Source organism: Streptomyces sp. G5(2025) (genome assembly GCF_049542075.1).
Taxonomy (GTDB): Bacteria; Actinomycetota; Actinomycetes; order Streptomycetales; family Streptomycetaceae; genus Streptomyces.
In genome coordinates this window covers 1833783-1856085 of sequence record NZ_JBMUZT010000006.1, presented here as the reverse complement: position 1 = coordinate 1856085, position 22303 = coordinate 1833783, and the positions used below count along the sequence as shown (strand labels likewise).

Genomic DNA, 22303 nt, shown 5'->3' with positions numbered 1-22303 from the left:
GGCCGCCGGATCGGTTGATCCGGCGGCCCCTCGCTTTCGGCTAGCGCAGGCGGCGCGCCAGGGACAGGACGCGCTGCGCGCCCTCCACCACCGCCCGGTCGACGAAGCGTCCGTCCGGCAGGGCCAGGGCGCCCTCGTCCGTCGCCGCCGCCTTGGTGATCTCCTCCGCGCGTTCGATCTCCTCGGCGGTGGGGAGGTAGGCCCGTTCGATCACCGGGAGCTGGCGGGGGTGGATCGCCGCGCGGCCGAGGAAGCCGAGCGCGCGGCCCCGGGCGCAGGACGCGGCCAGGCCGTCGAGATCGCGGATGTCCGGGTGGACGGACTGGCCGGGCGGGGCGAGACCCGCGGCCCGGGCGGCCACCACCACGCGGGAGCGCGCCCAGTCCAGGCCCGCGTCCTCCCGTACGCCGAGGTCGGCACGGAGGTCCGCCTCGCCGAGGGAGAGGCCGTGCAGCGCCGGGTGCGCGGTGGCGATGGCGAAGGCGTGCTCAAGGCCGAGCGCCGACTCGACGAGGGCGTGCAGGCTGGGGGAGCCGCCGTCGGCGGGAACCGCGCGTTCCGCGACGCGGATGACGTCGGCGCGGGAGGTGACCTTGGGCAGGCGCAGCCCCGCCACGCCGGGGAGCGGGGCGATCACACGGAGGTCGGCGTCGCCGAGAGGGGTGCCCAGGGTGTTCACCCGGACGTGGACGGGGACGGGGACGGGCGACGGATGCGGCTCCGAGAGGAGTTCCGCCGTCGCCGACCGCGCGTACTCCTTGCGGTCGGGGGCGACCGCGTCCTCCAGGTCGACGATCACCACGTCGGCGCCCGCGTGCAGGGCCTTGGCCACTACCTCGGGCCGGTCGCCGGGGGCGTAGAGCCAGGTCAGGGGGTGGGCGGTGGTCATAGGGCGCCCTCTTTGCGCAGGGTGGTGATCTCCCGTTCCGTCAGGCCGAGTTCGGTCAGGACCGCGTCGGTGTCGGCGCCGTGCGGGCGGCCCGCCCAGCTGATCGCGCCGGGCGTCTCGGAGAGGCGGAAGAGTACGTTCTGCATGCGCAGCGGGCCGAGCTCCGGGTCCTCGACGGTGGTGAGCGTGGACAGGGCGGCGTACTGGGGGTCCGTCATGACGTCGCGTACGTCCTGGATGGGGGCGACCGCCGCCTGTGCCTTCTCGAAGGCCTCGATCACCTCGGCGCGGGTGTGGCGGGCGATCCAGCCGCCGACCGCCTCGTCGAGGACGTCGGCGTGGTCGGCCCGCTCCGCGCCCGAGGCGAACCACGGCTCGGCGATCAGCTCCGGGCGGCCGACCAGGCGCAGCACGCGCTCCGCGATGGACTGCGCCGAGGTGGAGACGGCGACCCAGCCGCCGTCGGCGGTGCGGTAGGTGTTGCGGGGCGCGTTGTTCGTGGAGCGGTTGCCGGTGCGGGGCTGGACGAAGCCCAACTGGTCGTACCAGAGCGGCTGGGGGCCGAGGACCGTGAGGATCGGTTCGATGATCGCCATGTCGACCACCTGCCCGCGGCCCGTGCGCTCACGTGCCGTGAGGGCGGTCAGCACCGCGTACGCCGTCGCCAGGCCCGCGATCGAGTCGGCGAGGCCGAAGGGCGGCAGCGTCGGGGGCCCGTCGGGGTCGCCGGTGATCGCGGCGAAACCGCTCATGGCCTCGGCGAGCGTGCCGAAGCCGGGGCGGCGGGCGTACGGACCGAACTGGCCGAAGCCCGTGACGCGGGTCAGGACCAGGCGGGGGTTGGCCTCGCTCAGCTCGTCCCAGCCGAGGTCCCACTTCTCCAGAGTGCCGGGGCGGAAGTTCTCGATGATCACGTCGGCGGTGGCGGTGAGGCGCAGGAGCGTCTCGCGGCCGCCGGGCATGGACAGGTCCAGCGTCATCGTGCGCTTGTTGCGGCCCAGCAGCTTCCACCACAGGCCGACGCCGTCCTTCGACGGGCCGTGGCCGCGGGAGGGGTCGGGGCGGCTCGGGTGCTCGACCTTGATGACCTCCGCGCCGAAGTCGCCGAGCATGGTGGCGGCGAGAGGTCCGGCGAAGAGGGTGGCCAGGTCCAGGACGCGGAGGCCGGTGAGGGGCGGGGCCGTGAGCGGCTGCGGCTGTGTCATGAGGGGGTGCCGTTCGTCGTGCTCGTGTTCGCTTCCGCTGCCTGGGCGTCGATCTCCTTGCGACACGGCATGGAGGCGGACGCCCCCGGGCGCTGTACGGAGAGCGCGGCCGCCGAGGACGCCCAGTGGAGCGCGTCCGGCACGGACTTGCCTTCGGCGAGCGCCACGGCCAGGGTCCCGGCGAAGGTGTCGCCCGCGCCGGTGGTGTCGACCGCTGTGACGCGTGGCGCGGGGACCGTCACCGGTTCGGCGCCGCGAGCCGCGTACAGACTGCCCTGGGCGCCGAGGGTGATGACGACCTCGGGGACCTGGGCCAGCAGGGTGCGGGCGGCGGCCCGCGGGTCGTCCGCGATGCCGGTGAGGGCGGCGGCCTCGTGCTCGTTGGGCAGCAACAGGTCGGTGGCGGCGAGGAGTTCGTCGGGGAGCGGCTGGGCGGGGGCCGGGGTGAGGACCGTGCGCACCCCGTGGCGGCGGGCCGCCCGCGCGGCGGTGAGCACCCCCTTGAGCGGGATCTCCAATTGCAGCAGCAGGGCGTCGGCGGAGGCGATCAGGGTCTCGTCGCCGGGGGTGAGGCCCTTGACGGTGCCGTTGGCGCCGGGGACGACGACGATCGCGTTGCCGCCCTCGTCGTCGACGACGATGTGCGCGGTGCCGGTCGGCGCCTCCACCCTGCGCAGCAGGTCCGTGTCGACGCCGGAGTGTTCGAGCGAGGAGCGCAGCTGCGCGCCGAAGGTGTCGGCGCCGACCGCCCCGATCATCGAGACGGTGGCGCCGGCGCGGGCCGCGGCGACGGCCTGGTTGGCGCCTTTGCCGCCGGGGACCGTACGGAACTCGCGGCCCGTCACGGTCTCACCGCGTCGCGGGGCCTTGGCGACGTACGCGACGAGGTCCATGTTGGCGCTGCCGAGGACGGCGATGTGGGGTGTCGGTGTCACGGGTGTCGGCGTCATGAGCGGTGTGCCTCCCGGGCGGTGAGTTCTGCGAGGGTGTCGAAGCCGATGCCGTCGAAGCCGCCCACGGACGTGGCGAGCCGGTTCTTGAGCGGTGCCGTCCAGCGGGCGGGCAGCGCGGCCGGGTGCCCCGCCAGCAGGCCCGCGATCGACCCGGCGGTCGCGCCGTTGGAGTCGGTGTCCCAGCCGCCGGAGACGGCGCGGGTGATGGAGCCGGTGAAGTCACCGTCGGCGTGGGTGAGGGCGGCGGCGAGCAGGGCGGCGTTGGGGACGACGTGCACCCAGTGGTGGGCGGCGTGGGCGGCGTGGAGCCGGTCCACCACCTCGTCGAACTCCCTTGTCATGGCGGCCAGTTCGATCGCCTCGCGGATGGCGCGGGACAGCCGGCAGTCCGGTGGGACGGCCGCGAGGCCGGTACGCAGACACTGGTGGACGTCCGCGTTCCCGGCGGCGGCCGCGGCGATGGTGGCCGCCGCGAACGCCGCTCCGTGGACGCCGTTCCCGGTGTGGGTCAGCGCCGCGTCGCGACAGGCCTGCGCGGCGGCCGCCGCGGGCGCGCCGGGGTTGGTCCAGCCGTGCACGTCGGCCCGGATCAGGGCGCCGATCCACTCGCGGAAGGGGTTGCGGTGGGTGGCGGTGTGCGGGGGCTCCATGCCCTGGAGGAGGTTGCGGTAGGCGACGCGCTCGGCGGTGAACGTGCGCCCGGCCGGCAGCTCGTCCAGCCAGAGCCGCGCCACGTCCTCGGTGGTGAAGGACGTGCCGTGGCGCTGGAGGAGGACGAGGTTCAGCAGGGGGTAGTTGAGGTCGTCGTCCTCGGGCATGCCGTCGATGTTCTCGGCGAGGGAGGTCGCCGCGGAGCGCTTGTTCCACGGGTACGCCGCCTTGAGCGCGGCCGGGAGCCCGCGTTCCGTGAACCAGGTCGTCAGCGGCCAGTTGCCCGTCGCCCTGGCGATGCTCCGGATGCCGTCGAGGGGCAGCTTCTCCACCGGTTTGCCGAGGAGGCAGCCGGCGGCCCTGCCGAGCCAGGCGGCGTGAAGACGGTCGCGGAGGCCGGTGGGGGCGGTCGGCGTGGGGCCGCCGGGGGTGGTCGGCGGCCCCACGGGGGTGGCGGGCCCCAGCTCGTCCAGGAGCTGTTCGGCCAGGGCGCGGAGGTGGGGCGGGGCCGGGGTGGGGGAGGCGCCCGCGCGCGGCGGGGCCGGGTGCCCGCCCGCCGCGAGCCAGCGGGCGCGTACGGAGGAGACGTCACGGCCCTCGTGCCCGGCCTGCTGGAGTTCGTGGCCGATGAGGTCCTCCGGCTGGACCCAGGTGAGGCGGATCACGGGGTGGCGGGGGGAGTGAGCGGGCGTGGCGCAAGGCCGACGGGTTTGCCGTTGACGGCCGGCGGGGCGCTCGGGGCGTGGGCGGTCGGCGGAGCCTTGGCGGGCTCGGGCGCGGTGGGGTCCGGAACCAGGGTGGCTGCCGAGACCGCCGAGACTGTCGTGGTGCTTGTGGCTGCGGAGGCCGCTGAGACTGTCGTGGTGCTTGTGGCTGCGGAGGCCGCCGAGACCGTCGCGGTGCTCGTGGCTGCCGGGACTGTCGCGGTGTTCGTGGCTGCCGGGACTGCCGAAACTGTCGCGGTGCTCGTGGCTGCCGGGACTGCCGAAACTGTCGCGGTGCTCGTGGCTGCCGGGACTGCCGTGGTGCTCGTGGCTGCCGGGACATCGGCGCCTGGGGCATGGCCGACGCCTCGTGTGGCCCCTGCGGTCCCGGTCGCGGTCGCGGTCCCGGTCCTGGCCCCGGCCCCGGCCCCGGCCGCAGCCGCGGTCCTGGCCCCGGTCTCGGCCGCAGCCGCGGTCCTGGCCCCGGTCTCGGCCGCAGCCGCGGTCCCGGCCCCGGCCCCGGTCCTGGCCGCGGTCCCGGTCCTGGCCGCGGTCCCGGTCTCGGCCGCAGCCGCGGTCCCGGTCCCGGTCCTGGCCCCGGTCCCGGTCCCGGCCGCGGTCCCGGGGCCGGCCGAAGTCCCGACCCCCGTCCCCGTACCCGTACCTGCCTCCGTGCCCGTCCCCGCCGACCGTGCCTGGGTGGGTGCCGGGGCAGGGGCACTCGTGTCGGGGGCGACGGCGTCCGTGGTCGTCAGTGCGCCGAAGGCGGCCTCGTGGGCGCGGCGGCGCGCGACGTCCCGGGCGAAGATCTCCCGGGCGACCTCGGCCAGAGCCGTCGCCGGGGCGTGCAGGTCGAGGCGGCTCGCCTCCGCCACCGTCTTCGCCCAGTCCCGTGGGACCGCCGCCTCCCCGCCCAACGCGCCCACGATCGCGCCGCTCATCGTCGCGATGGAGTCGCAGTCGCGGCCGTAGTTGACCGAGCCGAGGACCGTGCGGCGGTAGTCGCCCCCGCCGACCAGGAGCATGGCCAGGGCCACCGGCAGCTCCTCGATGGCGTGCAGGCGTGAGGGGCGGCGGGCGCCGAGCGACGGGGCGCGGTAGTCGGGGCCGACCGTGTCGAAGGGGGCGACGGCGGCGCGGACGGGGGCCAGGGCCGTCTCGAAGTCCCGGTGCCGCGCGGCCACTTCCGCCACCGCCTCGATCGCGGCGCGTGTGCCGTCCTTCGCCAGGGCGAGGCACGCGTCGACCACCGATTCCGGCGTGGCGCCGGGCGTGCAGGCGGCCGCGACCGCCGCCGCGAAGACGCCCGCCGCCTCGCGGCCGTACGAGGACTGGTGGGCGCCCGCGACGTCGAGGGCCTCGGCGTACGCGGCCGCCGGGTTCGCGGCGTTGACCAGGCCGACCGGCGCCATGTACATCGCGGCGCCGCAGTTGACGATGTTGCCGGTGCCCGCCTCGCGCGGGTCGACGTGGCCGTAGTGGAGGCGGGCGACGAGCCACTTCTCGGCGAGGAAGATCCGGTGCAGGGGGAGGGCCTCGGCCTCCAGCTCCGGGATCCAGCGCGGGGTCGTCATGAGGTCGGGCACGAGGTGGTCGGCGACGGCGTACGCGTCGAGGTGATCACGGACGGTGCCGTACACCCGTACGAGCGCGTGGGTCAGCAAGGTGTCGTCGGTGACGTGGCCGTCGCCCTTGTGGTACGGCGCGATGGGGCGGGCGGTGCGCCACGCGTCGCCGTTCCAGGGGCCGACGACGCCCTGGACGCGGCCGCCGTGCCGCTCGGCGATCTGCTCGGGCGCGTATCCCTCGACAGGCCCGCCGAGAGCGTCGCCGACCGCCGCGCCGACGAGGCTGCCGGTGATGCGGTCCGCCAGGCCGACCGTGCCGGTACCGACCTTGCCAGTTGTGGGCTTCATGCGGTTCATGTCCGGGATTGTCCACCTGGAGCGGCCAGTTCCGTGTGTGCCAGGTGCCCGGCGAGTTCCACCAGGTCGGTGCCGGCGAGGCGGGGCAGCGTGCAGCCGGACAGCGTCCGGCAGGTCTCGCGCCATGCCTCGGGGATCGCCACCGCCGTGCCGAACGCGCCGGTCAGCGCCCCGGCGAGGGCGGGCGCGGAGTCCGCGACCCGGGAGAGGCAGGCGGCCGCGGGCACGGCCTCGCAGATGCGGCCGAGCGCGGCGGTGGCCAGGGCGAGCGCCACCGGAACGGTCTCGGCGGCGGCGATGCCGTAGCTGTACACGTGGTCGACGATCTGGTGTTCCAGGAGCGGTACGAGGTCGAAGGCGCACGCGGCGGCCTGGGCGAGCTTCACGGCGTGCCGGGCGTTCCGGCCGATCTCGGTGTGCTCGGGGAGCTGGGCGAGCGCGGCGTCCACCGCCTGCTCGACGTCCGCGCCGCCGAGCACCGACGCGATCGCCGCGGCCATCGCGCGGGCGCCGTGGATGCCGTCGCCGTCCTGGGTGTAGCGGGCGTCGAACTCCGCGAGGGCGGCGGCCTGTTCGGGGTCGCCGGGGTGGACCAGGGCGAGCACGCAGGCCCGTACGCAGGCGGCGTCGTCGAAGAAGTGCGGGTTGTCGTGGCCGGTGGCGGGTGGCCGCAGCCCGGCGGCGAGGTTGCCGAGGCCCGCGCGGACCGAGATCCGGGCGCGCAGCGGCAGCAGGGCCGATTCGACCTCCGGGGCGCGGGCCGCGGCGGCGGCGACCTCGGCGGCGAGGGTGGACCAGGCGAGGTCCAGGGCCGCGCGGACCCGGCGGCCCGGGGCAGCCCGGGGTCGAGGGTGCCGTCCGCCGCGCGGAGCAGGGACTCCGCGGTGAAGGCCGCCCATTCGGCGTCGTCGGAGGGGCCGAGGCGCAGGGGCTCGGGGGGCTGGTTCAGGGCGATGGGGACGGGGAGGGTGGTCGTGGCGTTCTGCTCGGCGAAGGTGTCCAGTTCGCGGGTGAGGCGGCGGGTCCACTCGGGCATGCGGGCGGCGCGGTGCCGGGCCGCGGGCCAGCCGGCGGCGTCGCCAGCGGACAGCCCTAGCAGCAGGCCTTCGACGCGGGGGCCCATTCGGTCGGCACCCGGCGCCGTGGGCACAGCGGAAGCGGCGCGGCCCGCGGCGGGGACGGGCACCGGATGGTCTTTCGGTTCGCCGGCTGGTGCGAGGTGAACGGGAAGGGGGCATCCCCTGCTCTTTGGAGTTTGGGGGAGGGTGGGAAAGATCCGCCGCGAAGCGGCGGGATTGTCGACGCTCACGGCACCTCCCCGTCGGGAACCAGCAGCTCCGCCACGTCCAGTACGTGATGCCCCCGCATCGACGGCAGGCAGCTCCCCCGTGCGGGCCCGATGGCCAGCGCCCAGGGCTCGGGAATCGAGGAGGCGCCACATGTCGCCCCGGCGAGCGCCCCCGCCACCGCCGCCGTCGTATCCGCGTCCCGCCCCATGTTCACCGCCGACAGCACCGCGCAGCGGAAGTCGCCGCGCGCCGCCGCGTACGCGCCGAAGGCGAGGCCCACCGCCTCCGGCGCGAGATCGGTCCAGGGGTAGCCGCCGATCACCACCGCGGAGCGGACCGCGCGTTCGCCGCGATGGGCGACCGCGACCGCCCGCCGCAGCGAGCGCGACGTCCAGCAGTCGTCCGGGATGACGGAGAGCGCCGCCGTCACGACAGCGTCCACCCGCGCGCCCGCCATCGCCGCCGCGACCCCCGCCGCGACGGCCTGGCCGCCGTAAATGCCTTCCCCGTCATGGCTGACCGAGCCATCGATGGCGATGAGGCGGGCCGCCTCGGCGGGGCGCCCCGCGGCGAAGACGCCGAACGGCGCGGCCCGCATCGCCAGGCCGTCGCTCCAGGCGTGCCGGTGCTGGGCCGAGATGGGGGCGGCGAGGCCGCGGCGCAGGTTCTCCAGGGTGCCGCGTTCGCTGAAGCCCGCGCCCCGGAAGGGGCCCTCGTCCAGGTCGACGATCCACTGGTGCCAGGCGGTCTCGACGTGCGCGACGGTCAGCGCCGAGCCGTGCCGGGCGAGCAGCAGCCCCGAGAAGATCGCGTACTCCGTGTCGTCCGTGCCCGCCGGGTGTTCGGCGACGTATCCGGTGATGCGGCCCCAACGGGCCCGGATCTCGGACGGTTTCATGTTCTCCGCGGGTGCGCCGAGCGCGTCGCCGACCGCCAGGCCGAGCAGCGCGCCGCGTGCCCGTTCGCGGAGGCCGGCGGCTTCACCGGGTGTCGGGACCGAGGGAACGCATGCGCTGGACGCCATGCCGTGCCTCCCTGTTGCGCGGACCGCTGGATGCGGTGCTTGCTTGGTCCATCTCTGCCACGCGGCGTGCTCACACGAGCACGCACGGGCTCAGATCACCCCTTCGAGCCTCCTTTCCGCCAGCGCCCGAACGGCTCCGCGAGACCCCCGCCGAGGCGCGTTTGCGCAGGTAAGTACGGCCTTCCTTGCTGGCGGGAGATTTTTTTCGCGCGTACTTTGGACGCTGTCCAAGCATTGAGGGGGTCCATACCATGGCGATCATCGAGACCGAAGCGGCACTGCACGAGGCGCACCGCGACAACCACACCCACCGCGACGTCAACGGCGGCTGGCTGCGCCCCGCCGTCTTCGGCGCCATGGACGGGCTCGTGTCCAACCTGGCGCTGATGACGGGTGTCGCGGGCGGCTCGGTCGCGCAGCAGACCATCGTCATCACGGGCCTCGCGGGGCTCGCCGCGGGCGCCTTCTCCATGGCGGCCGGCGAGTACACCTCCGTCGCCTCGCAGCGCGAGCTGGTCCAGGCCGAACTGGACGTGGAGCGGCGGGAGTTGCGCAAGCACCCGATGGACGAGGAGCGCGAGCTCGCCGCGTTGTACGCCTCCCGCGGGGTCGAGCCGGAGCTGGCCCGCGAGGTCGCCCGCCAGCTCTCCAGGGACCCCGAGCAGGCGCTGGAGATCCATGCCCGCGAGGAGCTGGGCATCGACCCGAGCGACCTGCCGTCGCCGACCGTCGCGGCGGTGTCGTCCTTCGGCTCGTTCGCGCTGGGTGCCCTGCTGCCCGTACTGCCGTATCTCCTCGGTGCCACCGTGCTGTGGCCCGCCCTGGTGCTCGCGCTGATCGGGCTCTTCGCCTGCGGCGCGGTGGTCGCCAAGGTGACCGCGCGCTCGTGGTGGTTCAGCGGTCTGCGGCAGCTCGCGCTCGGCGGGGCGGCGGCGGGTGTGACGTACGCCCTGGGCAGCCTGTTCGGTACGGCCCTAGGATGAGCCGCTGCGGCCGTGCAGGCATATGTGCGACCTCGCATAAGTAGCCGTTACTCAGCGGTTTCGAATCGATTGCCATGGGGCATGAGCCGTAAGCGCTGTGGGCAATGAGGCCCGCGGCGTTCCGGGCGCTCGGTCATGGATCTGTCCGCGGCGGCCCCGAGGGCCCAAGGGTCCCCCTCGAACCGCTCCCCACCTTCGCGAGCGGCGTCTGTGTCCACATGATGGAACGAGCTATCCGCTTTTCGAGAAGCGTTCCATCATGTAACCTGCACGAAATTTCGCCAGGGCCAACGTCGTCCCTCGCCACATGTAGTTGCCTCGACGACGACGGGAGTGCCGATGCGTACCCACGCCTGGTCGCCCATGGACGGTCGCCCCGCCCCCCAGGGGATGTACGACCCCCGTAACGAACACGACGCCTGCGGTGTCGGTTTCGTGGCCACCCTGACCGGTGTTGCCAGCCATGAGCTGGTCGAACAGGCGCTGACGGTACTGCGCAACCTCGAACACCGCGGCGCCACCGGCTCCGAGCCCGACTCGGGTGACGGTGCCGGCATCCTGCTCCAGGTGCCCGACGCGTTCCTGCGCGAGGTGGCCGGATTCGAGCTTCCCGCGGCCGGCGCCTACGCCGTCGGCATCGCCTTCCTGCCGGTCGACACCGCCGGTACCACCGACGCCGCCGTCTCACAGATCGAGACGATCGCCTCCGAAGAGGGCCTGACCGTCCTCGGCTGGCGCGACGTGCCCGTCGCCCCCGAGCTGCTCGGCGCCACCGCCCGCTCGACGATGCCGGTCTTCCGGCAGGTCTTCGTCGCCGACGGCGAGCACACCGGCCTGGAGCTGGACCGCAAGGCGTTCATGCTGCGCAAGCGCGCCGAGCGCGAGGCCGGGACGTACTTCCCCTCGCTCTCCGCCCGCACCCTCGTCTACAAGGGCATGCTGACCACCGGCCAGCTGGAGCCGTTCTTCCCCGACCTGTCCGACCGCCGCTTCGCCACGGCCGTCGCGCTCGTCCACTCCCGCTTCTCGACGAACACGTTCCCGAGCTGGCCGCTCGCACACCCGTACCGCTTTGTCGCGCACAACGGCGAGATCAACACCGTCAAGGGCAACCGCAACTGGATGCGCGCCCGCGAGTCCCAGCTCGCCTCGGACCTCTTCGGACAGGAGAAGCTGGACCGGATCTTCCCGATCTGCACGCCGGACGCCTCCGACTCCGCGTCCTTCGACGAGGTCCTCGAACTCCTGCACCTCGGCGGGCGTTCCCTGCCGCACTCCGTGCTGATGATGATCCCGGAGGCCTGGGAGAACCACGCCTCCATGGACCCGGCACGGCGCGCCTTCTACCAGTACCACTCCACGCAGATGGAGCCCTGGGACGGCCCGGCCTGCGTCACCTTCACCGACGGCACCCAGGTCGGCGCGGTCCTCGACCGCAACGGCCTGCGCCCCGGCCGCTACTGGGTCACCGACGACGGCCTCGTCGTCCTCGGCTCCGAGGTGGGCGTCCTCGACATCGACCCCGCGAAGGTCGTCCGCAAGGGCCGCCTCCAGCCCGGCCGCATGTTCCTCGTCGACACCGCCGAGCACCGCATCGTCGAGGACGACGAGATCAAGGCCGCCCTCGCCGCCGAGAACCCGTACCAGGAGTGGCTGGAGACCGGCGAGATCGAGCTCTCCGACCTGCCCGAGCGTGAGCACATCGTGCACACGCACGCCTCCGTCACGCGCCGCCAGCAGACCTTCGGCTACACCGAGGAAGAGCTGCGGATCATCCTCGCGCCGATGGCCAAGACCGGCGGCGAGCCGCTCGGCTCCATGGGCACGGACACCCCGATCGCGGCTCTGTCCGAGCGCCCCCGCCTCATCTTCGACTACTTCACGCAGCTGTTCGCGCAGGTCACCAACCCGCCGCTGGACGCCATCCGCGAAGAACTGGTCACCTCGCTGCACTCCTCGCTCGGCCCGCAGGGCAACCTCCTGGAGCCGACCGCCGCGTCCTGCCGCAGCGTCACCCTGCCCTTCCCGGTGATCGACAACGACGAGCTGGCCAAGCTCATCCACATCAACGCCGACGGCGACATGCCCGGCATGAAGGCCGCGACGCTCTCCGGTCTCTACCGCGTCAGCGGCGGCGGCGACGCGCTCGCCGCCCGCATCGACGAGATCTGCGCCGAGGCCGACGCCGCCATCGAGGCCGGCGCCCGCCTGATCGTGCTCTCCGACCGGCACTCCGACGCCGAGCACGCGCCGATCCCCTCGCTGCTGCTCACCTCCGCCGTCCACCACCACCTCATCCGCACCAAGCAGCGCACCCAGGTGGGCCTGCTGGTCGAGGCGGGCGACGTGCGCGAGGTCCACCACGTGGCCCTCCTCATCGGCTACGGCGCCGCCGCCGTCAACCCCTACCTCGCGATGGAGTCCGTCGAGGACCTCGTCCGCGCGGGGACGTTCCTGCCCGGCATTGAGCCCGAGCAGGCCATCCGCAACCTCATCTACGCCCTCGGCAAGGGCGTCCTGAAGGTCATGTCCAAGATGGGCATCTCCACCGTCGCCTCCTACCGCGGCGCCCAGGTCTTCGAGGCCATCGGTCTCGACCAGGCGTTCGTGGAGCGGTACTTCAGCGGTACGACGACGAAGATCGGCGGCGCCGGCCTCGACGTCATCGCCCAGGAGGTCGCCGCCCGCCACGCCAAGGCCTACCCGGCCTCCGGCGTCCCCTCCGCGCACCGCGCGCTGGACATCGGCGGGGAGTACCAGTGGCGCCGCGAGGGCGAGCCGCACCTGTTCGACCCCGAGACGGTCTTCCGCCTCCAGCACTCCACGCGCAGCCGCCGCTACGACATCTTCAAGCAGTACACGGGTCGCGTGAACGAGCAGTCCGAGCGGCTGATGACGCTGCGCGGTCTCTTCGGCTTCAAGTCGAACCGCCCCTCGATCTCCATCGACGAGGTCGAGCCCGCCTCGGAGATCGTCAAGCGGTTCTCGACCGGCGCCATGTCGTACGGCTCGATCTCCCGCGAGGCGCACGAGACCCTCGCCATCGCCATGAACCAGCTGGGCGGCAAGTCCAACACCGGTGAGGGCGGCGAAGACGCGGACCGGCTCTACGACCCGGCGCGCCGCTCCTCCATCAAGCAGGTCGCCTCCGGCCGCTTCGGTGTCACCAGCGAGTACCTGGTCAACGCCGACGACATCCAGATCAAGATGGCGCAGGGCGCCAAGCCCGGCGAGGGCGGTCAGCTGCCCGGCCACAAGGTCTACCCGTGGGTCGCCAAGACGCGTCACTCGACGCCCGGCGTGGGCCTCATCTCGCCGCCGCCGCACCACGACATCTACTCCATCGAGGACCTCGCCCAGCTGATCCACGACCTCAAGAACGCCAACCCGCAGGCCCGCATCCACGTGAAGCTGGTCTCCGAGGTCGGCGTCGGCACGGTCGCCGCGGGCGTCTCCAAGGCCCACGCGGACGTCGTCCTCATCTCCGGCCACGACGGCGGCACGGGCGCCTCGCCGCTGACCTCGCTGAAGCACGCGGGCGGCCCCTGGGAGCTGGGCCTCGCCGAGACCCAGCAGACGCTGCTGCTCAACGGCCTGCGCGACCGCATCGTCGTACAGACCGACGGCCAGCTGAAGACCGGCCGCGACGTCATCATCGCCGCGCTGCTCGGCGCCGAGGAGTTCGGTTTCGCGACCGCGCCGCTCGTCGTCTCCGGCTGCGTCATGATGCGCGTCTGCCACCTGGACACCTGCCCGGTGGGCATCGCCACGCAGAACCCGGCGCTGCGCGAGCGGTTCTCCGGCAAGGCCGAGTACGTCGTGAACTTCTTCGAGTTCATCGCCGAGGAGGTCCGCGAACTCCTCGCCGAGCTGGGCTTCCGCTCCATCGAGGAGGCCGTCGGCCACGCCGAACTCCTCGACACCGACAAGGCCGTCAAGCACTGGAAGGCGCAGGGCCTTGACCTGGAGCCGCTCTTCCACGTGCCCGCGCTGCCCGCCGGCGCCGTGCGCCACCAGATCACCGTCCAGGACCACGGCCTGGAGAAGGCGCTCGACAACGAGCTGATCAAGCTGTCCGCCGACGCGCTCGCCGCCTCCACCGCCACCGACGCGCAGCCCGTGCGCGCCCAGGTCGCGATCCGCAACATCAACCGCACGGTCGGCACGATGCTCGGCCACGAGGTGACGAAGAAGTTCGGCGGCGCCGGTCTGCCCGACGACACCATCGACATCACCTTCACCGGCTCGGCGGGCCAGTCCTTCGGCGCCTTCGTGCCGCGCGGTGTCACCCTGCGTCTGGAGGGTGACGCCAACGACTACGTCGGCAAGGGCCTGTCCGGCGGCCGCATCATCGTCCGCCCGGACCGCGGCGCCGACCACCTCGCCGAGTACTCGACGATCGCCGGCAACACCATCGCGTACGGCGCGACCGGCGGCGAACTGTTCCTGCGGGGCCGCACCGGCGAGCGCTTCTGCGTCCGCAACTCCGGGGCGACCGTGGTCTCCGAGGGCGTGGGCGACCACGGCTGCGAGTACATGACCGGCGGCCACGCCGTCGTCCTCGGCGAGACCGGGCGCAACTTCGCGGCCGGCATGTCCGGCGGCATCGCGTACGTCATCGACCTGGACCGCGACAACGTCAACGCGGGCAACCTCGGCGCCGTCGAGGAGCTGTCCGACACCGACAAGCAGTGGCTGCACGACGTGGTGCGCCGCCACCAGGAGGAGACGGGCTCGACCGTCGCCGAGAAGCTGCTCGCCGAGTGGGACGTGGCGGTGGCGCGCTTCAGCAAGATCATCCCCAGCACGTACAAGGCAGTGCTCGCCGCCAAGGACGCCGCCGAGCGAGCCGGTCTCTCCGAGACCGAGATCACCGAGAAGATGATGGAGGCGGCGACCAATGGCTGATCCCAAGGGCTTTTTGAACCACGGCCGCGAGGTCGCCAAGACCCGCCCGGTCGGCGAGCGCGTCCGCGACTGGAACGAGGTCTACGTTCCCGGCTCCCTGCTCCCGATCATCTCCAAGCAGGCCTCGCGCTGCATGGACTGCGGCATCCCGTTCTGCCACAACGGCTGTCCGCTCGGGAACCTCATCCCGGAGTGGAACGACTACGCCTACCGCGAGGACTGGCAGGCCGCGCAGGAGCGGCTGCACGCCACGAACAACTTCCCGGAGTTCACGGGCCGCCTGTGCCCCGCCCCGTGCGAGTCGGCGTGCGTCCTCGGCATCAACCAGCCGGCCGTCACCATCAAGAACGTCGAAGTCTCCATCATCGACAAGGCGTGGGAGACCGGTGACGTGGCGCCGCAGGCGCCCGAGCGGCTGTCCGGCAAGACGGTCGCGGTCATCGGCTCGGGCCCGGCGGGCCTGGCCGCCGCCCAGCAGCTGACCCGCGCCGGTCACACCGTCGCCGTCTACGAGCGCGCCGACCGCATCGGCGGCCTGCTCCGCTACGGCATCCCCGAGTTCAAGATGGAGAAGCGGCACATCAACCGCCGCATCGAGCAGATGCGGGCGGAGGGCACCAAGTTCCGCACCGGCGTGGAGATCGGCCGGGACATCGACGCGATGAAGCTGCGCAAGCGGTACGACGCCGTCGTCATCGCCGCCGGTGCCACGATCTCCCGTGACCTGCCCGTCCCGGGCCGCGACCTGAACGGCATCCACTTCGCCATGGAGTACCTGCCGCTCGCCAACAAGGTGCAGGAGGGCGACTTCGTGGCGCCCCCCATCACCGCCGAGGGCAAGCACGTCGTCGTCATCGGCGGCGGCGACACCGGCGCGGACTGCGTGGGCACCGCCCACCGCCAGGGCGCGGCCTCGGTCACCCAGCTGGAGATCATGCCGAAGCCGGGCGAGGACCGCGCGGCCCACCAGCCGTGGCCGACCTTCCCCATGCTGTACAAGGTGACCTCCGCGCACGAGGAGGGCGGCGAGCGGGTCTACTCCGTCTCGACCACGCACTTCGAGGGCGACGAGGACGGCAACGTCCAGTTCCTGCACCTCGTCGAGGTGGAGTTCATCGACGGCAAGCTGACCCAGAAGCCGGGTACGGAGCGCAAGATCCCCGCCCAGCTGGTCACCCTCGCGATGGGCTTCACCGGCACGGACCGCGAGAACGGCCTCGTGGACCAGTTCGCCCTGGAGCTGGACGAGCGCGGCAACGTCGCGCGCGACGCCGACTTCCAGACCAACGTCCCCGGCGTCTTCGTCGCCGGCGACGCGGGCCGCGGCCAGTCGCTCATCGTCTGGGCGATCGCCGAGGGCCGCTCGGCGGCGCGCGGAGTCGACCGCTTCCTCACCGGCGCGAGCGACCTCCCGGCCCCGATCCGCCCGACGGACCGCGCCCTGACGGTCTGACCCGTACGGCTCTGACGGCCTGACCCGTACGCCTTCTTCCGTACGACCCCTCATACGTCCCGTACAACGACGTACGGAACTGAAGCGGCGCCCGCCTCGTCCCCGACCGGACCTGGGCGGGCGCCGTGGCGTGTCCGGGTGCCCGCCGAGCGCCCGATCGTACTGAGGTGCCCCACCCGCGATACCCCTGCGTTGCAAGTGACGCAATGCTATGAGCGTATGTTGCGTCACTCGCAACCGTCATTACGGTTCGGCCGCTTATACCAATGGGTCTAGACCGCCTCGGTCCGGTGTGACCACAATCGCTCCCACCAATCGGAACCTGGAGGGGGCCGGCATGAAGCGACGTGTCATCGCGGCTGTTGCTGTCGCCATGAGTCTTGGACTGACCGCCACGGCATGCGGCGGCGATGACGGAGACGACGGCGGCAAGGCCACCGACGGCAAGGGCAAGACGCTCACCGTATGGATCATGGAGGGGACCAATCCCGACGCGCGGCCCTTCTTCAAGGAGGCCGGGGACGCCTTCGAGAAGAAGACCGGCGCCAAGATCAAGGTCGAGTACCAGCAGTGGGCCACCGCCCAGAAGAAGTTCACCACCGCCATCGAGGGCGGTGAGGACCAGGTGCCCGACGTGGCCGAGGTCGGCACGACCTGGGTGCCGCAGTTCGCCGAGACCGACGCGCTCGTCGACGTCACCGACGAGGTGAAGAAGTCGGGCCTCGGCGACGACCTGGTCGAGGGCCTGAAGGACGCGGGCACGCTCGACGGCAAGCAGTACGGCATGCCCTGGTACGCGGGTGTCCGCTCGCTCGTCTACCGCAAGGACCTCTTCGCCAAGCACGACATCAAGCCCCCGACCACATGGCAGGAGCTGCGGACGGCCGCGAAGACGCTCAAGGAGAAGGAGCCGAACCTGGTCGCCTTCCCGGTGGCGGGCGGCGCGGAGATGTTCGCCGCCCCCTTCGTGTGGGGCGCCGGCGGCGAACTCGCCACCGAGTCCGGCGGCTCCTGGAAGTCCGGCATCAACTCGCCCGAGGCCGTCAAGGGCATCGAGTTCTACACGGACCTCGCCACCAAGGACAAGGTCTCCCCGGCCAAGGTCAGCACCTGGACGGAGAAAGAGGTCGGCGAGGCCTGGAACAAGAGCGAGATCGGCATGTCCATCGGCGGCAACTGGACCCCGAAGGCGATCGTCGACAAGAACCCGTCCCTCAAGGGCAAGCTCGGCGCCGTGCCGATCCCGGGTGAGAACGGCGGCATGAGCAAGTCCTTCCTCGGCGGCTCCTACCTGTCCACGTTCGACACGGACAAGAAGGAACTCGCCTGGGAGTTCGTGAAGATGCTCACCACCGGCGAGTTCGCCGCCAAGTGGGCCGAGCAGACGAACTACTTCCCCGGCCAGAACTCCGAGCTGAAGAAGATCGCCGCGAAGAAGGACCCGCTGGTCGAGCCGTTCGCCAAGCAGATGCTGGAGGCCGGTGCCACGGTCCCCAAGACCAAGGCGTACGGCGAGATCCAGGCCTCGAAGGTCATCCCGCGCATGGTCCAGTCGATCCTCACCGGCAAGGCGTCCGTCCAGGAAGCCGCCGACAAGGCCGCCGACGACATGGACGCCATCTTCGCCAAGGACAAGTGACGAAGGCGGGTTCGGCACCGTGAAAGGCACGACCGTGAAAGGCACGACTGTGAAGGACGCGCGACTGTGAAGGACGCGACTGTCGTGAAGGACACGCTCGTCGGCGAAGGCGGCGGACCGAAGACCACGGTCCGCCGCGACCCCCCGCGGCCCGACGGCGGTGCCGAGGCCGCCCGCCGCCGCAAGAAACTGATCACCCTCACCCGCCCCTGGCTCCTCCTCACCCCCTCCCTCCTCGTCCTCGCCGGACTCCTGCTCTGGCCGCTGATCCAGGTCGGCAAGCTCTCCCTCCAGGACTACGAGGTCAAGTTCGGCGGCGGCACAGGGACGTTCACCGGCTTCGACCACTACAGCGACCTGCTCGGCAGCGACCTGCTCTGGCAGACCGTCCTGCCCAACACCGTCTTCTTCGCCGTGGCCTGCGTCGGCCTGACCGTCGCCCTCGGCACACTCGTGGCACTGCTCCTCAACCGCCTCGGGCCGACCTGGCGGCTCATCTGCTCCATCGCGATCCTCGCCGCCTGGGCCATGCCCGCGGTGACAGGAACGTACGTATGGATCTGGCTCTTCCAGCCGCAGGACGGCATGGTCAGCCAGATCGCGGGCGCCGTCGGCCTGATCGACCCGGAGACCACCAACTGGTTCACCGAGCGCGGCCCGTTCTACGCCATCGCCACCCTCAACGTCATCCACCACGGCTTCCCGTTCGTCGCCATCACCGTCCTCGCGGGACTCATGACGATCCCCAAAGAGCTGTACGAGGCGGGGGAGCTGGACGGCGCGGGCGCCTGGCAGCGGTTCTGGAACATCACCGTGCCGACCATCAAGCCCGTCTTCCTCGTGGTGACCATCCTCTCCACCATCTGGGACTTCAAGGTCTTCACCCAGATCTATCTGATGCCGGGCGGCGACGGCTCCAACCCGGAGGTCTACAACCTCGGCGTCTACTCCTACATCGAGGCGTTCGCCAAGAACGACTACGGCGCGGGCGCCGCCGCCGCGGTGCTGCTCACCGTGCTGCTCCTGATCATCACCGTCGTCTACATCCGTACGCTCTTCCGGCAAGGGGAGGAGGAACTGTGACCGCCCGCACCCGCACGCGTACCCACACCCGCACCACGCTCGCGAGCCGCGTCGGCCTACCGGTCGCCGTCGCCGCGCTCCTCGTCTTCACCCTCTTCCCCGTCTACTGGATGACCTCCACCGCGCTCGACCCGAAGGCGCTCACGCGGGGCTCGGACGTGCTGCCCAGCGGCATCAGCTTCGAGCACTTCACGTTCGTCTTCGAGAAGGGCAACTTCGGTACGTACCTGCTGAACTCGGCGCTCGTCGGCCTCGCCACGATCGCCGCCGCCGCGCTGCTGTCGCTCTTCGCGGCCATCGCGGTGGCGCGCTTCAAGTTCCGCTTCCGCACCTCCGTACTGATCATGATCCTGATCGTGCAGATGGTGCCACTGGAGGCCCTGGTCATCCCGCTCTTCATCCAGATGCGGGACTACGACATGCTCAACTCCCTCCTTGGGCTGAGCATCGTCTACATCGCCCTCTCGCTCCCCTTCGCGATCTGGACGCTGCGCGGCTTCGTCGCCACCGTCCCGAAGGAGGTCGAGGAGGCCGCGTACATCGACGGCGCGTCCTGGCCGCGGATGTTCTGGTCGGTGCTGCTGCCGCTGGTCGCGCCGGGGCTCGTCGCCACGTCGATCTTCGCGTTCATCACGGCGTGGAACGAGTTCGTCTTCGCGTACACCTTCATGAAGGGCAGCGACAAATACACGGCGGCCGTCGGCATCTACCAGTTCTTCGGGGAGAACTCGACGTCCTGGGGCCCGGTCATGGCCAGCTCCACCCTGGTCACGCTGCCGGTGATGATCTTCTTCGTGGTCGTCCACCGGAAGCTGGGCTCCGGCCTGGCGGCGGGCGCGGTCAAGGGCTGACGGCACGCGATGGTGTACGGGGTTACGGCACCCTGAACGTCTCCCCGTACACCTGCCACGTCAGCGGCGTACGCAGGTCGAGGTTGCCGTCGCGCAGGAAGCGGCGCTGCGCGGTGTCCACCCGCGTGGTGTCGCGGTGCGCCTTCTCCTGCCTCATCGCCTCGCGGCGGATGTCCAGGAAGACGTCGAGATACACCTTCTCTCCGCCGCCCTCGGACGGCGGGTCCGCCTCCTTCAGGGCGGCCTCGCGCAGGCCGTGGAAGGCGCGCGGTCCGGTGCCGGGGCCGTGCAGGACCATCGCGTCGTAGTAGAGGAACTGGCCGAGCGTGCCGAGCCCGTCGAGCTTGGCGAGGCGCACCGCGGGGTCGAAGTAGAGCCGGTCGCGCAGGCCCTCTTGGGCCCTGCGGAACGCGGGTTCGGCGGCCTCCGCCCGCCACGCCCGGACGAAGCCGGGGTCCAGGCCCTGGTGCGAGTCGCTGCCGTCGACCGCGCGCAGGGCGGGGAGGTAGCGGGCCAGGCGGTTGGAGGGGTGGTCCTCGGTGTAATTCTCGACGAGCGTGAGCAGGTCGTGCGTGCCGGTGCAGAAGCCGACGATGCCGGCGGTGTAGCCGTTCCCGTCCCCGGTGTCCTCGACGGAGCCGTACTGGCCGCGCCAGTCGAGCGTCGAGTGCTCCGCGCTGGCCACGAGCTTGTGGGCGAGGTCCTTCTTGGCGGGGGCGGCGAGGCCGGGCGGCAGACCGGCGAGCGGCTCGTCATCGGCTGCGGAGTCGGCCGCCGGGCCGTTCTTCGCGTCGGCCGCCGAGTCCTCCTCGTCGTAGGGCCGTGGGGTCTCCGGCACCCCGTGGCCGGCTTCGCCAGCGCCGCCACCACCTGTGCCGTCGCCGAGCAGGTACGCGGCCACGGTGGCGACCGGGGCGACGGCGAGGAGCAGCAGCAGACGGGCTTGGTTCATCCGGCCAAGATACGTGCGCCGCCAGGCGGTTGGGACGCCGTCCGCGCCTGAACGAGACGCGCCTGCCGCCAAGTTGACGAGCGGGACCAGGTCCGCCGGCAAGGCCGAGCGACGGCCCGCGCGCCGTCACCCCGTCGTCGAGCCGCCGTCCACGGCGAACTCCGCGCCCGTGATGTACGACGACGCGTCCGACGCCAGGAACAGCACCAGCTCGCCGACCTCCTCCGGGCGACCCATCCTGCCGAGCGGCAGATGCGACCAGTCCCGCCCGGTGGAGGCCGCCGCGATCATCGGGGTGTCGATCGCCCCCGGGTGCACCGAGTTGACCCGGACACCGTGTCGCGCGAGGTCCAGCGCGGAGGACCGGGTCAGGCCCCGCAGCCCGAACTTCGTCGAGCCGTAGGCCGCGTGACCCGGAATGCCCACGAGGCCCGCCGTCGACGAGACGTTCACGACCGAACCGCCGCCCGCCTCCTTCAGCGCGGGCAGCACCGCCTGGATGCCGAGGAACGGTCCCAGCAGATTGACGCGGAGCAGCGCCTCGAAGTTCTCGTACGTCTCGTCCTCCACGGAGGCCGTGCGCCACAGCGCGGCGTTGTTCACCAGGGCGTCGAGCCGCCCGAAGGCGTCGACGGCACGGGCCACCGCCGCCGCCCAGCTCCGCGCGTCCGTCACGTCATGGCGGACGAACACCCCTTGGCCGCCGAGGGATTCGGCGACCCCGCGCCCCTCCTCCTCCCGTACGTCCGTGACGACGACCCGCGCCCCGGCCTCGGCGAACAGCCGCGCCTCCGCCGCGCCCTGCCCACGCGCCGCCCCGGTGATCAGAACCGTCCTGCCGTCCAGCCCGTACGAAATCTCCCGTGAGCCCATGCCGCGCCTCCCGTACGCCTTGGCTGTCCCGGTGGTCGTCCTGTGCGTGCCTGAGCGGCATATATCTAGCAGTCGTATGGGCAAGGCAGAAGAGAGCGAACGCTACCCTCGGCCGCTGACGGGCCGGCACGGTGGCGGCCCGCCGGGGAGAACGGAGCGGCGCATGGACTCGGCGAGCGGCAGGGGTTCCGCGATCAGTCTGCGCAAGGTGGAGGACTCGGCGCCCGCGCTCGTCAGCCTCTACAAGAGCGCCGGAGTATCCCTGCGCAGACACGGCCTGGAGGGCGCCCGCGCGGCGGTCTACCTCGTCGTCGACTACTCGGGATCCATGCGGCCGTACTACCAGGACGGCAGCGTCCAGGCCCTGGCCGACCGGGTGCTCGGCCTCTGCGCGCACCTCGACGACGACGGGACCGTGCCCACCGTCTTCTTCTCCACGGACGTCGACGCGGTGACGGAGATCGCGCTCGACGACCACCAGGGCCGGATCGACGCCATCGTCGCCGGGCTCGGGCACATGGGGAAGACCAGCTACCACCTGGCGATGGACGCCGTCATCGACCACTACATCGACCACGCCGAGGGGGGCCTCGCCACGCCCGCCCTGGTGGTCTTCCAGACCGACGGCGGACCGGTCAACAAGCTCGCCGCCGAGCGCTACCTGTGCAAGGCGGCGAAGCTGCCCCTGTTCTGGCAGTTCATCGGCTTCGGCGACCCGGCCAGCAAGCAGTTCGACTACCTGCGCAAGCTCGACGAACTCGCCGTGCCGGCCAAGCGCCCGGTCGACAACGCGGGCTTCTTCCACGCCGGGACCGACCCCCTGACCCTGCCGGACGACGAGCTGTACGACCGGCTGGTGGGGGAGTTCCCGGCGTGGCTCGCGGCGGCCAGGGCGGGCGGGATCGTGGCCTAGCCGGTCCA

The 22303-nt window shown here is 72.0% G+C and carries 14 protein-coding genes and 2 pseudogenes; 7 read left to right on the top strand and 9 right to left on the bottom strand.

Annotated features, from left to right (window positions below; all coding sequences use genetic code 11):
• Nucleotides 1-40: 40 nt before the first annotated feature.
• The 7 genes and pseudogenes from ACOBQB_RS19260 to ACOBQB_RS19230 all read right to left on the bottom strand — a co-directional run bounded on the left by ACOBQB_RS19260 (nt 41) and on the right by ACOBQB_RS19230 (nt 8640).
• Nucleotides 41-889: an HpcH/HpaI aldolase/citrate lyase family protein gene (locus ACOBQB_RS19260; RefSeq protein ID WP_423593306.1), complete on the bottom strand. Its 849-nt coding sequence runs from the start codon at nt 887-889 to the stop codon at nt 41-43.
• Entirely contained in the window at nt 886-2094 is a 1209-nt protein-coding gene (locus tag ACOBQB_RS19255) for a CaiB/BaiF CoA transferase family protein (RefSeq protein WP_423593305.1), read from the bottom strand. Before ACOBQB_RS19255 ends, ACOBQB_RS19260 begins: the two co-directional genes overlap by 4 nt.
• Complete coding sequence (rbsK, locus tag ACOBQB_RS19250; protein WP_423593304.1) at nt 2091-3044, bottom strand: ribokinase; 954 nt, start codon at nt 3042-3044, stop codon at nt 2091-2093. Before rbsK ends, ACOBQB_RS19255 begins: the two co-directional genes overlap by 4 nt.
• On the bottom strand, nt 3041-4363 hold the full coding sequence (locus ACOBQB_RS19245) for an ADP-ribosylglycohydrolase family protein (protein ID WP_423593302.1): 1323 nt from the start codon (nt 4361-4363) through the stop codon (nt 3041-3043). The genes rbsK and ACOBQB_RS19245 overlap by 4 nt, the downstream gene beginning before the upstream one ends.
• Before the next feature lie 791 nt (nt 4364-5154).
• A pseudogene (locus tag ACOBQB_RS19240) lies at nt 5155-6318 on the bottom strand (ADP-ribosylglycohydrolase family protein); the annotation flags it as partial.
• 5 nt (nt 6319-6323) lie between these two features.
• Nucleotides 6324-7513: pseudogene (locus ACOBQB_RS19235) on the bottom strand (ADP-ribosylglycohydrolase family protein).
• 119 nt (nt 7514-7632) lie between these two features.
• Nucleotides 7633-8640: an ADP-ribosylglycohydrolase family protein gene (locus tag ACOBQB_RS19230; protein WP_423593301.1), complete on the bottom strand. Its 1008-nt coding sequence runs from the start codon at nt 8638-8640 to the stop codon at nt 7633-7635.
• 251 nt (nt 8641-8891) lie between these two features.
• Here ACOBQB_RS19230 and ACOBQB_RS19225 point away from each other — a divergent pair, with 251 nt between their 5' ends.
• From ACOBQB_RS19225 to ACOBQB_RS19200, 6 genes are all read left to right on the top strand, one after another.
• On the top strand, nt 8892-9623 hold the full coding sequence (locus ACOBQB_RS19225) for a VIT1/CCC1 transporter family protein (protein ID WP_423593299.1): 732 nt from the start codon (nt 8892-8894) through the stop codon (nt 9621-9623).
• Nucleotides 9624-9962: 339 nt separating this feature from the next.
• On the top strand, nt 9963-14531 hold the full coding sequence (gene gltB / locus ACOBQB_RS19220) for a glutamate synthase large subunit (RefSeq protein ID WP_423593297.1): 4569 nt from the start codon (nt 9963-9965) through the stop codon (nt 14529-14531).
• A complete protein-coding gene (locus ACOBQB_RS19215) occupies nt 14524-15984 on the top strand; it encodes a glutamate synthase subunit beta (RefSeq protein ID WP_423593295.1) in 1461 nt (486 codons plus the stop codon). Before gltB ends, ACOBQB_RS19215 begins: the two co-directional genes overlap by 8 nt.
• 337 nt (nt 15985-16321) lie before the next feature.
• Complete coding sequence (locus tag ACOBQB_RS19210; protein ID WP_423593294.1) at nt 16322-17623, top strand: sugar ABC transporter substrate-binding protein; 1302 nt, start codon at nt 16322-16324, stop codon at nt 17621-17623.
• 66 nt (nt 17624-17689) lie between these two features.
• Nucleotides 17690-18706: a carbohydrate ABC transporter permease gene (locus ACOBQB_RS19205; protein WP_423593292.1), complete on the top strand. Its 1017-nt coding sequence runs from the start codon at nt 17690-17692 to the stop codon at nt 18704-18706.
• Nucleotides 18703-19557, top strand: coding sequence for a carbohydrate ABC transporter permease (locus ACOBQB_RS19200; RefSeq protein ID WP_423593291.1), 855 nt, complete (start codon nt 18703-18705; stop codon nt 19555-19557). The genes ACOBQB_RS19205 and ACOBQB_RS19200 overlap by 4 nt, the downstream gene beginning before the upstream one ends.
• A gap of 22 nt (nt 19558-19579) precedes the next feature.
• On the opposite strand, the gene ACOBQB_RS19195 is transcribed toward ACOBQB_RS19200, so the two are convergent.
• The gene (locus ACOBQB_RS19195) at nt 19580-20509 is read right to left on the bottom strand and encodes a chitosanase (RefSeq protein ID WP_423593290.1); all 930 of its coding nucleotides are present in this window, start codon (nt 20507-20509) and stop codon (nt 19580-19582) included.
• Between the two features lie 126 nt (nt 20510-20635).
• Nucleotides 20636-21382, bottom strand: coding sequence for an SDR family NAD(P)-dependent oxidoreductase (locus ACOBQB_RS19190; RefSeq protein ID WP_423593288.1), 747 nt, complete (start codon nt 21380-21382; stop codon nt 20636-20638).
• 163 nt (nt 21383-21545) lie between these two features.
• On the opposite strand from ACOBQB_RS19190, the gene ACOBQB_RS19185 reads away from it, so the two are divergent.
• Complete coding sequence (locus tag ACOBQB_RS19185; RefSeq protein WP_423593286.1) at nt 21546-22295, top strand: VWA domain-containing protein; 750 nt, start codon at nt 21546-21548, stop codon at nt 22293-22295.
• Nucleotides 22296-22303 lie beyond the last annotated feature (8 nt).